9 protein-coding genes are annotated in these 14,438 nt (G+C 62.5%); 2 read left to right on the plus strand and 7 right to left on the minus strand.

Going from position 1 to position 14,438, the window contains the following annotated elements; translation table 11 throughout:
- Positions 1 to 21: 21 nt before the first annotated feature.
- The 3 genes from KVG85_RS06610 to KVG85_RS06620 form a co-directional block, all read right to left on the minus strand.
- Positions 22 to 2,427 carry a glucose/quinate/shikimate family membrane-bound PQQ-dependent dehydrogenase gene (locus KVG85_RS06610; RefSeq protein ID WP_217863333.1) on the minus strand — a complete coding sequence of 802 codons (2,406 nt, stop codon included), beginning with the start codon at positions 2,425 to 2,427 and terminating at the stop codon, positions 22 to 24.
- A 555-nt stretch (positions 2,428 to 2,982) separates the two neighbouring features.
- The gene (locus KVG85_RS06615; RefSeq protein WP_217863334.1) at positions 2,983 to 3,999 is read right to left on the minus strand and encodes an NADP-dependent oxidoreductase; all 1,017 of its coding nucleotides are present in this window, start codon (positions 3,997 to 3,999) and stop codon (positions 2,983 to 2,985) included.
- A 55-nt stretch (positions 4,000 to 4,054) separates the two neighbouring features.
- On the minus strand, positions 4,055 to 4,843 hold the full coding sequence (locus KVG85_RS06620; protein ID WP_217863335.1) for an SDR family NAD(P)-dependent oxidoreductase: 789 nt from the start codon (positions 4,841 to 4,843) through the stop codon (positions 4,055 to 4,057).
- A 139-nt stretch (positions 4,844 to 4,982) separates the two neighbouring features.
- Between KVG85_RS06620 and KVG85_RS06625 the strand changes: the two genes are divergently transcribed.
- Positions 4,983 to 5,585, plus strand: a complete 603-nt coding sequence (locus tag KVG85_RS06625; protein ID WP_217863336.1) for a TetR/AcrR family transcriptional regulator — start codon at positions 4,983 to 4,985, stop codon at positions 5,583 to 5,585.
- 5 nt (positions 5,586 to 5,590) lie between these two features.
- On the opposite strand, the gene KVG85_RS06630 is transcribed toward KVG85_RS06625, so the two are convergent.
- Together KVG85_RS06630 and KVG85_RS06635 are read right to left on the minus strand one after the other, a co-directional pair.
- A complete protein-coding gene (locus tag KVG85_RS06630; RefSeq protein WP_282387137.1) occupies positions 5,591 to 5,992 on the minus strand; it encodes a response regulator transcription factor in 402 nt (133 codons plus the stop codon).
- A complete protein-coding gene (locus KVG85_RS06635; RefSeq protein ID WP_217863337.1) occupies positions 5,989 to 6,978 on the minus strand; it encodes a response regulator in 990 nt (329 codons plus the stop codon). Before KVG85_RS06635 ends, KVG85_RS06630 begins: the two co-directional genes overlap by 4 nt.
- Positions 6,979 to 7,240: 262 nt before the next feature.
- Here KVG85_RS06635 and KVG85_RS06640 point away from each other — a divergent pair, with 262 nt between their 5' ends.
- On the plus strand, positions 7,241 to 12,490 hold the full coding sequence (locus tag KVG85_RS06640; protein ID WP_225926640.1) for a trifunctional serine/threonine-protein kinase/ATP-binding protein/sensor histidine kinase: 5,250 nt from the start codon (positions 7,241 to 7,243) through the stop codon (positions 12,488 to 12,490).
- A gap of 244 nt (positions 12,491 to 12,734) precedes the next feature.
- Here the strand turns inward: KVG85_RS06640 and KVG85_RS06645 are convergent, their stop codons facing one another.
- Both KVG85_RS06645 and KVG85_RS06650 read right to left on the minus strand, forming a co-directional pair.
- The gene (locus KVG85_RS06645; RefSeq protein ID WP_016774798.1) at positions 12,735 to 13,211 is read right to left on the minus strand and encodes a helix-turn-helix domain-containing protein; all 477 of its coding nucleotides are present in this window, start codon (positions 13,209 to 13,211) and stop codon (positions 12,735 to 12,737) included.
- An 88-nt stretch (positions 13,212 to 13,299) separates the two neighbouring features.
- Positions 13,300 to 14,412, minus strand: coding sequence for an alkene reductase (locus KVG85_RS06650; RefSeq protein WP_217863338.1), 1,113 nt, complete (start codon positions 14,410 to 14,412; stop codon positions 13,300 to 13,302).
- Between the last annotated feature and the right edge of the window lie 26 nt (positions 14,413 to 14,438).

Below are 14,438 nucleotides of genomic sequence, written 5' to 3' on the forward strand. Positions count from 1 at the left end.
GGTTGGTTGTGCGGCAGAGAGTTACGGCAGGGCGTAAGCCATCACGTAATCGCCACGATCGGTCGACTGGCGTGCGCCGCCAGCGGTGACGACGATGTACTGCTTGCCGGTCTTCGGCGAAACGTACGTCATCGGGCCGCCCTGGCTGCCGACCGGCAGACGGGCTTTCCAGACTTCTTCGCCGTTGCCGCTGTTGAAGGCGCGCAGGTAGAAGTCCTGGGTGCCGGCAATGAAGATCAGGCCGCCCTGGGTCGACAGGGTGCCGCCGAGGGTTGGCAGACCGATCTTGATCGGCAGGTGCATGCGGATGCCCAGGGGACCGGTGTCTTCAACGGTGCCGACCGGAACCTGCCATGCGACTTTCTGGGTCTTCATGTCGATCGCGGTCAAAGTGCCGAACGGCGGCGCCTGGCACGGAATGCCGGCCACCGACAGGAAGCGGTTCTTGTTCACCGCGTACGGCGTGCCTTTGAGCGGCACAGCGCCCATGCCGGTGTTCAGCGCTTCGCCACCGCCAGCGGCCTGGCCTTTGTTCTGCGACGGGATCATCTGGATCCACAGACCCAGGCGCATGTCGTTGACGAAGATGAAACCGTGCACCGGGTCAGTGGAGATGCTGCCCCAGTTCATGCCGCCCAGCGAACCCGGGAAGCTCAGCGATTTGTCAGTACCCGGTGCGGTGTACAGGCCGTCGTAGCGCATGCTCTTGAAGTCGATGCGGCAGAGCAACTGGTCGTACGGCGTGGCGCCCCACATGTCCGATTCGGTCAGGTGCTGCGCGCCGATCTGGGGCATGCCCACGGATTTCGGCTGAGTTGGCGAGTACGGCTCGTTGGGGATGTTCGCGGCTTTCACCGGTACTTCCTTGACCTCGGTCAGCGGCTTGCCGGTGGCGCGGTCGAGCACATAGATCTGCCCGGCCTTGGTACCGATGACCAGCGCCGGAACGCTTTGGCCGTCCTTGTCGAAGTCGATCAGGCTCGGCTGCATCGGCAGGTCGAAGTCCCACAGATCGTTGTGCACGGTCTGGAACACCCAGCGTTCTTCACCGGTGCTGGCGTCCAGCGCGAGGATCGAGGCGCCGTACTTGTGGTCCAGTTCGCTGCGCTCGACACCATAGATGTCGGTGGACGAGCTGCCCATCGGCAGGAATACGGTGTTGGTCGCCGCGTCGTAGGACATCGGCGCCCAGCTGTTCGGCGTGCTGCGCACGTAGGTTTTGCCGTCGGCCGGCGCGTTGCGATCCTGCGGGTTGCCTGGATCGAACGCCCAGCGCATGGCGCCGGTGATCACGTCAAAACCACGGATCACACCGCCCGGCATGTCGCTTTGCACGTTGTCGGCAACACGACCGCCAACCACCACGGTGGTGCCGGCCATCAACGGCGCGGACGACAACTGATAGTAACTGTCCGGAACATCACCCAGACCGGCCTTCAGATCGACCTGGCCGTTGTTGCCGAAACCCTGGCAGAACTCGCCAGTGTCAGCATCGACCGCGATCAGGCGGGCATCGATGGTGTTGGTCAGCAGACGACGCTGGCAGTTGGCAGCCGGCGCCGGTTTGGCTTCGATGATCGAAGAGTTGCTCGGCTGAGCGATGGTGACGGTGGCATCGAAATAGGCCATGCCACGGCAGCGCTGCCAGACTTTCGATTGCGCGTTGATCGCGTTCTTCCACAGCTCTTTGCCGGTGTCGGCATCGAGGGCGATCAGGTTGTTGTGCGGGGTGCAGATGAAGACTTTGTTGCCGACCTGCAGCGGGGTGAGCTGGTCTTCGGCGCCGTTGCCATCGCTCTCGGCGACGTCACCGGTGTGGTAGGTCCACGCAACTTTCAACTGGTCGACGTTGTTGCGGTTGATCTGATCGAGCGCGGCGAAGCGGCTGCCACCTTCGGTGTTGCCGTAGTGCGCCCAGTCTTTCTGCGCCTTGGCCGGCTCGACCGGAGTCAGGCCCGGGCCAGCGCCAGTCGCGGCAACCGTCGGGTGGGCGACGAACATGTTGCCCGCCGCAACGGCCACACCGACCGCGAGCACAGCGGCCACGGCATACGCGCCACGACCGGCCACGCGGCCATTGGCGCGCGCCAGCAGCGGGTAGACCAGAGCGACGACCACGCCGATTGCGCTGAACATGAACAGCCGCGAGAACACCGGCCAGAACACCAGCCCGGCGTCAGCCACGGCCCAGATCGCGGTGGCTACAAGAAACGCGGCGAACAGCCAGGCGCCTGCGGTTTTCTTCAGTGCGATCAGCACCCCGGAAACGGTCATCGCCAGGCCGCCGACCAGGAAGTACCAGGAACCGCCCAGGCTGACCAGCTTCACACCGCCGGCCGCGAGCGCCAGACCCAGCAGGGCGATGATCACGCCAAGGCCGACCAGAATGAACGTTGAAACGCCTGAGACGCGTTGACTGTGGTTCACATTGAAAGTCCCGTTTGAATGAAGCGCGGGATTATAGCGGTAACTAACCATTCAGTTAACCGCAGTTTTGCCATGAAAACGTGCACTTCTGTGAATCAAGCGTGGTGCAGGATGGGCAAAATGCAAGGCGAGAGGGGTTTCTCGACGTTTCAGCGGGGATGGCGAGTCGCGCTTGCAGTTGTAACGCGCATGCCCGAACACCGCAGTGAATTCACCCCTCACCCCAGCCCTCTCCCCTAGGAGAGGGAGCTGATTTGTTAGCTTTTTGAGACCTGTGTTCGCCTCGGTATCTCAGGTCGGTGTAACTCGCGCATTCAGCTCGGTCAGTCCTCTCTCCCTCTGGGAGAGGGAGCCGATTTGTGAGCTTTTTGAGACCTGTGTTCGCCTCGGTATTTCAGGTCGGTGTAACTCGCGCATTCAACTCGGTCAGTTCCATCTCCCTCCGCGAGAGGGAGCTGATTCGTGCGCATTTCGGGCTTGTGTTCGCCTCGGTATCTCAGGTCGGCGTAATTCGCGCATTCAACTCGGTCAGTTCCCTCTCCCTCTGGGAGAGGGTTAGGGTGAGGGGCTTTTGAGGTTGGCCGCGATGGCAACCTTGCCCTTGGCCCGACCTTGTTCGACGTAGTGCAAGGCGTCAGCTATCTGATCGAACGGAAAAGTACGATCAACCACCGGTTTGATCACCCCGGCCTCAATCAACGCAGTGATTTTTTGCAACTGAACGCCATCGGCGCGCATGAACAGAAACGAATAACCCACCCCACGCTTGCGCGCCTTGCGCCGAATGCCACTGCTGAGCAGACGCATGACCAGCCCCAGCAGCCAGGACAAACCCTGCTCCCGAGCGAACTGCGCAGTCGGCGGCCCTGACAGGGAAATCAGCTGCCCGCCCGGTTTCAACACCTTCAACGATTTCTCCAGGACATCGCCGCCGAGGCTGTTGAGCACGACGTCGTAGTCGCGCAGCTCAATGGCGAAATCCTGCTGCTTGTAATCGATCACCACATCAGCGCCCAGCGCCTTGACCCACGCGACATTCGCCGTGCTGGTAGTGGTCGCAACAAAAGCGCCGAGGTGTTTGGCCAGTTGAATGGCGACCGTGCCAACGCCACCGGAGCCGGCGTGAATCAGCACCTTCTGGCCTTTTTGCACGTTGGCGACTTCGACCAGTGCCTGCCACGCCGTCAACGCCACCAGCGGCATGCAAGCCGCCTCGGTCATGGCGAGATTGGCGGGTTTCAACGCGATCGCTGTTTCATCGACAGCGATGCGTTCGGCAAACGTGCCAATCCTGTTATCAGGCGCACGCGCATAAACCTCATCGCCCGGCTTGAAACGCTTGACCGCCGCACCGGTGCTGAGCACCACGCCGGCGACATCGTTGCCCAATATCAAAGGCATTTGATAGGGCAGGATCATCTTGAATTCGCCGCTGCGAATCTTCAGATCCAGGGGGTTGACGCTACTCGCGCGCACTTCGATCAGCACGTCGTGAGCGCCAACCAGCGGTTCGGGCAGGTCGCCAATCCGGCCGTTCTGCTTGCCGTAGCGCTCGATGAAAAATGCCTTCATTGCGGATGCTCTTGTCGGTAGGAACCCGACGCACTTGCGCCGGGTTTGGGTAAGGTCAGGCTTGCGTCAGATAACGCTGCGCCACCGCCGACTGGCGAATCTGCCCCAACAGCCCCTGACGCGCCGCTTGCAAGGCATCCCAGCGCTCGCCTTCGTGCAGCGGCGGGATGGTCACGGCTTCGCGACGGTCGAAACCGACCAGCGCGGCGTCGACCATATCGCCGACTTCCATGATGTCGGTGAGGGTGTTGATGTCGATACCCGCGCGGTCCCAGATTTCCGTGCGAGTGGCCGCAGGCAATACGGCTTGCACGTACACGCCTTGTGGCGACAGTTCCAGGCTCAGGCCCTGGGAGAGGAACAGCACGAACGCCTTGGTCGCGCCATACACCGACATGCCGAACTCCGGCGCCAGGCCCACCACCGAGCCGATGTTGATGATCGCGCCGTCGCCGGCCTTGGCCAGACGTGGGGCGATCGCACTGGCCAAACGCACCAGCGCCGTGGTGTTGAGCGCGACCAGTTGCGCCACGCTGTCGGTGCTCTGCTCGATGAAGGTACCGGACTGCGCCGCGCCGGCATTGTTGACGAGAATGCCGATGCGCGCGTCGTCACGCAGACGCGCCTCGACGGTTTGCAGATCGCTGAGTCGGGTCAGATCGGCTTGCAGCACTTCGACATTGACGTTGTGTTCAGCGCGCAAACCGGCAGCAAGGGTGTCCAGGCGCGACTGGTCACGGGCGACCAGCACCAGATCGTGTCCGCGTTGGGCGAAACGTGCGGCGTAGACGGCGCCGATGCCGGTGGAGGCGCCAGTGATCAGAACAGTAGGGCGAGTAGTCATGGTGTTGGCTCTTTGTCAGTTGAAGACTGATTGCGGGCCTTTAGGATGATGATCCAAATCTAAACTGTCAACGGTTTTGATTATGGCCAACATCTATGTATCATCTGCGCATGATTTTTCAGCGCCGGAGGTATTCAATATGCGCGTATCCAAAGCCCAGGCTCAGGCCAATCGCGAGCACATTGTCGAAACGGCATCAGTGATGTTCCGCGAGCGCGGTTATGACGGGGTCGGCGTGGCTGACCTGATGGCAGCCGCCGGTTTTACTCACGGCGGTTTCTACAAACACTTCGGCTCCAAGGCCGACCTGATGGCCGAAGCGTCGGCCAACAGCCTGGCGCAGTCCACGGCCGCCGCCGAAAGCATGAGCGTGCAGGATTTCATCGACGTGTACGTGTCGCGCGAGCATCGTGACGGCCGTTCCACCGGTTGCACCATGGCAGCGTTGTGCGGCGATGCGGCGCGGCAGTCCGGGGACGTGAACGCGGCGTTCGCTGAAGGCATCGAGCGCACGTTGCAGACGCTCGGCGAGAGATACCCGACGGCAGCGGATGCACCGCAAGGTGAGGGCAGGACCCGGATGATCGACCTGCTGGCCCGCGCCGTCGGGGCGATCATGCTGTCGCGCGCCTGCCCGGATGACTCGGCGCTGGCCGATGAGATTCTGGCGGTGTGTCACGCTTCGATGACTGAGTCGCTGCCCGCGATCGAAACTGCGGAACAAGACACGCAGGACAGCTGAAGCGATCAGTGCTGGCGGTGCAGGGCCTTGTCGAGTGCCGCCAGCAAAACCTCTTCTTCGAAGGGTTTGCACAGGCATTCAAACGCCTGATAATGCCCGGACTCAGCCAGCGCCGCCTCGTCCCAATGGGCGGACATGCAGATCACCGGAAACTGTCGCGACAGCTGGCGCATCACGTCGATGCCGGACAGGCCGGGCATGCGCAGATCCAGCAGCAGGCAGGCGATTTCGGCGAAGTCGGCTTCGGCGAGAAACGCTTCGCCACTGGCATAAACCTGCGCGCGATAACCGACCGAACGCAGCAGATTCGACAGGCTTTTGCGCACCGACGCGTCGTCATCGACGATGCAGACAATCGTCGGTCGGGTGTTCTCGATCGCCGTCGGGCGACCCGCCGGGCCGCTCACGACAGGCTCGATGGGCCAGGCGAAGGCGCAGCGCTGATCAGTCCGTAGAGTTCGACGAGGTTGACCAGCGAGCGGGTCTGCATCTTCGCCATGATGTGTTTGCGATGAACCTTGGCGGTCACTTCGCTGGTGCCCAACTGGTTGGCGATCTGCTTGTTCGACAGGCCACCGACAATCAGCGGCAGCACCTCGCGCTCACGCGGTGTCAGTTGCGCCGCCAGCTGCCGCACGTGCTGAACCCGTTGCCATTGATTGAACGCCGTCGCGGCGTGTTGACGGGTGCTGCGCAGAATGCCGAGCAGTTCATCGTCATTGAATGGCTTGGTCAGGAACTCCACCGCGCCGGCCTTCATCGCCTGCACCGACATCGGAATCGTGCCGTGGCCGGTCATGAAGATCACCGGCCACGGCAATCCGCGCTCGTTCAGCGCTGCCTGCAATTGCAGGCCTGTGGTTTCGGGCAGGCTGACGTCGAGCAGCAGGCACGCCGGGCCATTGGCGATGTCGGCCTCGAGCAGTTCTTCGGCGGACTGGAAAATCCGGTGTTCAATGTCTTCGGCGCGCAACAAGCGGCTCAATGCGCTGCGCACGCAGGCCTCATCGTCAACGATGAACACCGGCACCGATTGCGTATCGACCAACGGCGGCTGCGCCACCATCGGCGCCGAGGCCAGGGCGTTGAACACGGGCAGTTTGGGTTCGCGGTCTTTCAATAATCGGTAACCTCGACGGGCAACCGTCTGGATGATTTCTTTTTCCCCGAGCAGTTTGCGCAGCGAGGAAATCTGCACTTGCAGATTGTTCTCTTCGACGACGATGTCCGGCCACACCTGATTGATCAGCTCGTCCTTGCTGACGATGCGCCCATCGGCCTGCATCAGTACCGAAAGTATTTCGAACGCCCGCCCGCCCATGCGCAAGGGCCGGCCATCGAGAAAGGCTTCGCGCCGTTCCAAAGAAATCGTGGCTTGGCCGAGTCGGATCATGCGGGCCTCTGCGTTGCGGTGAGAAGGACAGGGCGCGGGCGCCGGGTTATCAGGTTCGTACGCTAGGGGACGGCTTGGCATAAAGCAATTATCCCGAGGGATAAGACGTGCGCTTGTATAGCGCAAGAAACAGCCGCGCAAGGCTCTGGACGGCCATCTTGAGGCTGCAGACGGACATCAGCGCAGCGGCTGGCCCTCTGGCAAAAAAACGCTGGGTATACTTCGCCACCAGCCTGAATCCCATTTCCAGCGGTGAATGCGTATGCCCGGCCAGCCATCTTCATCTGCAATTTCCCGCGCGGCCGATGCGCCGATGCTCGATGAAGCATGGCTGGAGAACTGTCGGTTCAGTCTGCTGCGCCGTGACCATGAACTGACCTGGTTCAGCCTTCAAGACAGCCACTCGGGCCAGAGCTGGTTCGCCGTGCGTGCGCCGATCCAGCGTCCGGCGCTGTGCCAGCGGCTGGAGCGCGATTTCCATTTGCAGTTGCCTTCGCAGTGGGCGCTCAACCCGCTCGCGCTGATTCGCTCGGCGGACGGGCCGGTGTTGGTCTACCCGCAATGGGGCGCGCCGCTGGCTCGACTGATCGACGCCGCCGGCTTACCACTCGGACGGGTGCTGAATATCGCCGTCGCCGCTGCCAATGCGCTGGTCCACTCTCGCCATCCGGAAACAGCGCAAAACCCTGTGGGCGCGAGCCTGCTCGCGAAAGCGTCAGTCCAGCCGACATCACCCTTGACTGACCCACCGCTTTCGCGAGCAGGCTCGCTCCCACAGGGTTCTTTATTGCCTTGGCATCTGCTGATCGATGCTGACGACAGCGTCAGGCTGATGGGCTTCCACACCCACGCGCAGGAAACGCCGGCGACCGAACTGCCGAGCCTGGAACACTGGCCTTATCTGGCGCCGGAACAGCTGCAGCGCGACAGTGTCGATTCCGATGAGCGCAGCGACGTCTATGCGCTGTCGGCAATCATCTACGAGGCGCTGACCGGGCGCCCGCCGCTGATCGCTCGCGACGCCTCGCAATGGTTGCATGTGCACGCCGCCGTCCAGCCTGTGTCGCCAGGGCAATACCAACCCGACCTGCCGCAAGGCATTTGCCATGTGCTGCTCAAAGGCCTGGCCAAGGAGCCGGACGCGCGCTATCAAAGCATCGAATCGCTGGCCGCTGATCTGACCTGGTGCCTGCGCCAATGGCAGAAAAAAGGCCAGATCGAAGCGTTCCGCCTCGGTGCATTCGATGCTCGCGCAACGGCCACGCGCGGCGATGTGCTGTTTGGTCGTGATAACGAACGTCAGCAACTGCTTGAACAGATCCAGCGCGTGCGCAGCGACGGCATCGCTCGCGTGCTGCTGGTTGTCGGCGCACCGGGAGCGGGGAAGTCGACGCTGATCCAGCAAGTCCTGCGTAGCCAGGCACCCGGTTATTGGGCCAGCGGCAAGATCGAACTGCTGAACAATGACCGGCCCTTTGCGCCGCTGGCGCAGATTTTTCAGTCTCTGATCAGCCAAGTGTTGACCAAGCCCACGCTGGCCTTGCAGGCCTTGGCCGAGCAACTGCGCGAAACCCTCAAGGGCCGTGGCCGTTTGCTGCTGGACCTGGCGCCGGAAGCCGAACTGCTGATTGGCGCCACCGCCGAACTGCCGAACATGCCGGCGCGCCACGCCCTCGACCGGGTCAATCGGACGCTGCTCGATGCGCTCGAAGTCTTTGCGCAACCGGGGCATCCGCTGCTGCTGTTTATCGACGACTTGCAGTGGGCTGACGACTCGACGCAGGCGTTTCTCAAAGCCTTTATCGCCCGACCGACGCGGCATCTGCTGCTGGTTCTGGCGTATCGCGAGGGCGAGTTGACGGAGCATCCGGGCGGCTGGCTCGATGAGATGCGCAGAGCACCCGCGCTGCCAGTCAGTGACCTTCGACTAGGGCCGCTGTCGGTGCAGGCCGTTGCGCAACTGATGGCGGTCGAACTCGATGCTGACGTCGACAACCTCGATGCGCTGGCCCGCGTCGTGCACTTCAAAACCGCCGGCAATCCGTTGTTCGTCAGCCAGGTCGCGCGTGCTCTGGTGGACGAGCGTCTGCTGCGTTTCGACGCGACGACGCGGCGCTGGGTGTGGAATCTGGCCGAAGTGAACGGCTATCGCTACGCCGACAACGTGGCCGAATTGATGGTGCAACGCTTGCTGCGTCTGCCGGCCAGTGCCCGTGAAGTGTTGCGCACCGCGGGTTACGTCGGTGGCCGCTGTGACGAAACGCTGTTGGGCGATTTGCTGGGCGACGATCCGGCGCAATTGCTGCGTGACGTGGATTATCTGGTCAGCGCCGGGTTTCTCCTGCGCGAGCCTGGCCAACTGGTGTTTCCCCACGATCGAGTGTTGGAAGCCGCTGCTGCGCTGACCGCGCCGGCCGGGCGTTCGGCTGAGCATGCGCGCATCGCCGCCGCCATGCTCGATCAATGCGGCGAGCAGCGGCAGGCGCGGGTCTTCGACATCGCCAGTCAGATTCAGCGCAGCGCCGGCAATGCGCTGCAAGCGCCTCGACGCGCTGAATTCATCCAGTTATTGCTCGAAGCTGCCGAGCGCGCCCGCGATAGCGCCGCTGTCGAGCAGGCCGTGGATTATCTGCGCAGCGCCGAGGTATTACTTGGCGACAACGGCTGGACGCAGCTCTACCCGCAAGCCTTCGCGGCGCGCTGGCTGGCAGCCGACTGCGCGATGTTGCTGGCGGATCTGCCCGGCGCGCAACAGCGTCTCGACGACTGTCTGGAACACGCTGCCACCGTGCTGGACCGGGCGAAAACCTACCGCCTGCGCGCCAGCCTGCGCACCTTGCATTCCGATTACCACGGCGCAATCGGCGAAGCGCTGGCCGGTCTTGCCTTGCTCGACATCGACCTGCAGCGACACCCATCGAAGGCGCAACTGGGCGAAGCGTTCGAACGGGTTCGGCAATTGGTCGGTGCGCGACGGATCGCTGAGTTGACGGCGTTGCCCAAAGCCAACGAGCCGCGAATCGAAGTGGCCATGGAACTGCTGAGCACGCTGATCGCCTCGTTCTTCGTGCAGGACGACATTGCTTTTTTGCACCTGGCGAAGATGGTCGAACTGACTTTGCTCCATGGCACCACGCCGAGCAGCGGCTACGGTTTTGCCTGGTACGGCGTGATGATCGCCGACCGTTATGGCGAATATCTGGACGGTGTTGCTTTCGCCGAACTGGCGCTGGAACTGACTGATCTGCACGGCTATGAGGCGGGGCGCACCGGCACGCTGGTGGCGCTGGATCAGGTCAGCGCGTGGACCCGGCCGATGGCTTACGCGCGGCAGAAGGCTTTCGCCGCGTTTGAGTGCGGTCAGGCCGGCGGCGATCTGGGCATGTCGTGTTACGCCTGCAACCACATCGGCTCCGATCTGCTGTTCATGGGCGAGCCGCTGCCAAACGTGTTGAACGAGCTGGACGTCGGCCTGAGTTGGGTGCGGCAGTTTCACTACATCGACATCGAGCGCATTCTGCTGGCGCAACAGGCGTTTGCCAGCGATTTGCGCAATGGGCCTGAGCCTCGTTCGATCGCAATGCTGGAGGCTTTGGAACATGACCGCTTCGGCCCGCTGCATCGCGACCGCGTTTCACAGCCGACGCTGTTGTGGATGTGGTTGTATTCGGGCATGTCGGCGTTCTATTTCGGTGAAGTGCGTTACGCGTTGCGCCGTTTCGAAGACGCCGAGGCGTTGACCTGGTCGCTGCCGGCGCACATTGATCTGGCGCATTACTACCTGTTCTACAGCTTGGCACTGGCCAGTCCCGAGGCGCCGGGCTCTGTTGCCGAAAAACTGCAGAAACTGGAGCAGCAACGGCAGCGTTTTCTGCCATGGGTCGAGCTCAATCCTTCGACCTTCAGCAACAAACTGCTGCTGATCGAAGGCGCGATGGCCCGCGTGCGCGGCGAAGGGCTGGCCGCCATTCGCTACTTCGACCAAGCGCAAATCGCGGCGGCCGCTGCCGGGTTTATCCATGAGCAAGCACTGGCACATGAACAACTGGCCGAGGTCTGTCTGGCCAACGGCCTGGTCTCCGGCACGCATCATCACCTGCGTGTTGCGCGCGACTGCTATGTGCTGTGGGGCGCTGAAGCCAAGGCGCGCCAGCTCGAAGCGCAGCATCCGTTTCTCGCCCACGAGCATTCCCTGGAAGCGGGAACGCCGGTGACGCGGGTGCGCCTTGACCTGGAAGTCGGCATTGAAGCGGCACGCGCGGTCTCGCAAGAGGTGTTGCTCGATCGGCTGGTGGAGACCTTGATGAATCACTTGATGATTCAGGCCGGTGCCGATCGCGGCGCGCTGCTGTTGGTCGCCGAGGGTGAGTTGCAATTGGCCGCTGCCGCGCATATCGAGGCGGGCAACGTGCGGGTCAGTCAGGACAACGATCGCTCGCTGGAGCAGATCGCGCCGGTTTCAGTGCTCAATTCGACCATGCGCACGCGCACGCCGCTAGTGCTTGACGATGCCCGCGCCGACTGCCCGCAAGCCTACAGCGCTGATCTGCAGCAACGGCAGACGCGCTCGCTGATGTGCCTGCCGTTGCTCAAGCAGGGCGCGCTGATCGGTCTGGTGTATCTGGAAAACAGCCTGGTACCGAAGCTGTTCAGCGCCGAACGCCTGACCATGCTGGAAATTCTCGCCTCGCAGGCAGCGGTGTCGCTGCAGACCGCGCGGCTGTATGCGCAACTGGTCGAAGACAACCGATTGCGCGCGCAGATGGAAGCCGACTTGCGCAGCTCGCGGGCGGAACTGGCGCGCAACTCGCACCTGAAAATGATGGGCGAACTGTCGGCCTCGATCGCCCACGAAATCAGCCAGCCGCTGCTGGGCATTTCATCGAACGCCTCGGCCAGTCTGCGCTGGCTCAAGCGCGACACGCCTGATCTCGGCGAGGCTATTCAGGGACTGGAAGACATCCGCTCCGACAGCGCCCGTGCCACCGAGATCGTCCAGGCCCTGCGCGCATTGGCCAGGCAGGCGCCGTTGCAACGATTGCCGGTGTCGATTGACGCGTTGATCGGTGAGGTCGTGCAGCTGACGGCCAGCGATGTGCACAATCGCGGGGTGAGCTTGCACACGCAACTCAACGCTGCTGACCCGGTACTGGGGGATCGGGTGCAGATCCAGCAGGTGATCTACAACCTGATCGTCAACGCGCTGGAAGCAATGGCTGGGCAGGGCGTGACTGACGGGCGCCTGGTGATTGAGTCGACGCTGTCCGATGGGCAGGTCTGCGTGGCTTTTCAAGACAACGGGCCGGGGATCGCCGAGCATCAGCGTGAAGAAATTTTCGATGCGTTCTTCACCACCAAGGGCAGCGGCATGGGCATGGGCCTGGCGATTTGCCGAACGGTGATAGGCGCCCATGGCGGGACGTTGCGCGTGGAAGACAGCGAAGAGGGCGCGCGGATCTGCTTCAGACTGCCGCTTGCGCCGGACGCCAGGATCAAAAGCCCCTCACCCTAACCCTCTCCCGGAGGGAGAGGGGACTGACCGAGGTGTTTGGTCGAGCTATGCCGACCTGGGATATCTAGCCGAACTCCGGTTTTGGAAAGCCCACAAATCGGCTCCCTCTCCCTAGGGAGAGGGCTGGGGTGAGGGGGGAGTTCACCGCCGTACCAACGCCGACCACCAGCGCTCTACCGCAAAAAAAAGCCGCGAAAAATCGCGGCCAAAAGGGAGGAGTGAACAAAACCCTTTGAAATCCGACTCAGGGCCGCAGTTCCGTCAAGCGCTGGCCCATCGTCGAATTCAGCAACCCATCGCTGAGCCGCCAGACATCCGCATCCACCAGCGCCACCCGCGCTCCGCACATCAGTTGGCGCCAGACCTTCGGCGGCATGCCCACCATGCGCCCGAACGTGCGGGTGAAGTGCGAGTGATCGGAAAATCCGCATTCATAAACAATCTCGGTAATCGCCATCGAGGTCAGCAACAGCCCTTTGGCCTTGTCGATCTTCATCTTCAGCATCCATTCCTGAGGCGAGCAGCCGGTGACGATCTTGAACGCCCGGGAAAAGTGGCTGCGTGACAGATTGCAATGTTCGGCGATCTCGCTGACGCGCAGGCTGCGGCTCAGATCGTGCAGCATGTAGGCCTTGGCGCGGCGTTCCTGCCAGCCGGACAGTGCGCCCAGTGGGCGAGCCAGGTGGCAGGAAGGGTCTGACTTCACCGATTGCGGGTTCATGGCGGCTCTCCTGATCGATGGGCAAAGTCTGGCCGCAGGCTTTATTTAAAGTCCTTAAACAAACCTTAAAAGTTATGAAGCCCAAGCCTCAGGCGTGAAACGGATAATCGACGTAACCACGCTGATCGCCGCCGAAGAAACTGCTCGGATCCGGCGCGTTCAGTTCAAGCCCGTCGTGCAGCCGACGCGGCAGATCCGGGTTGGCCAAAAATGGCCGGCCAAAGGCAATGATGTCGGCGCGATCGGCGTTCAGCGCCTGTTCGGCGGACTCGGCGTCGTAACCGCCAGCGAGGATCAGCACGCCGTTCCAGGTCTGGCGCAACTGGGCGATGATCGCGTCCCAGCGCGGGTCGAAGTTTTCGTCCTTGACCGTGCCGACCATGGCCGGCTCGACCAGGTGCAGGTAGGCCAGATTCCACTGGTTGAGCGCCTCGACCAGATAACCGAAGGTCGCTTCAGGCGTGTCATCGCCCATGCCCATGAAGCGGCCCATTGGCGTCAGCCGCACGCCAACGCGCTCGGCACCGACTTCATCAGCGACGGCGGCGACCACTTCGAGCAGAAACCGCGCACGGTTTTCCACACTGCCGCCATAGGCGTCATCACGCTGGTTGCTATTGCTATTGAGGAATTGATCGAGCAGATAACCGTTGCCGGCATGGATCTCCACGCCGTCCATGCCAGCGTTCAACGCGTTGCGCGCAGCGCGGCGATAGTCTTCGACGATGTCGGCGATCTCCGCCGTTTCGAGGGCGCGCGGCACTGGCACATCACCCCACACGCCATTGCCTTGTTCATCGACGATAAAGGTCTTGCCCGGCACTGGCAGGGCGCTTGGCGCCACCGGCAAACCGGCGTCAGGCTGGAAACTCGGGTGGGAAACCCGGCCGACGTGCCACAGCTGCATGAAGATCAGACCGTCGGCCTCTTGCACCGCGGTGCTGACTTCGCGCCAGGCCTGCACTTGCGCATCGGTGTAGATCCCCGGCGTCCACGCATAGCCCTGGCCTTGCTGAGAAATCTGCGTGGCCTCGGTAATGATCAGCGCAGCACTGGCGCGTTGGCGGTAGTACTCGGCGTTCATTGCGGTCGGCACGTCGCCCGGCTGGCCAGCGCGCGAGCGGGTCAGGGGCGCCATCGCCACGCGATGGGCAAGGGTGTAAGGGCCGAGTGCGATGGGTTGAAACAGGCGACGGGTCATGGGTAGCTCCGGATTTTCGATGAGTA

This window comes from Pseudomonas triticicola (genome assembly GCF_019145375.1).
Taxonomy (GTDB): Bacteria; Pseudomonadota; Gammaproteobacteria; order Pseudomonadales; family Pseudomonadaceae; genus Aquipseudomonas; species Aquipseudomonas triticicola.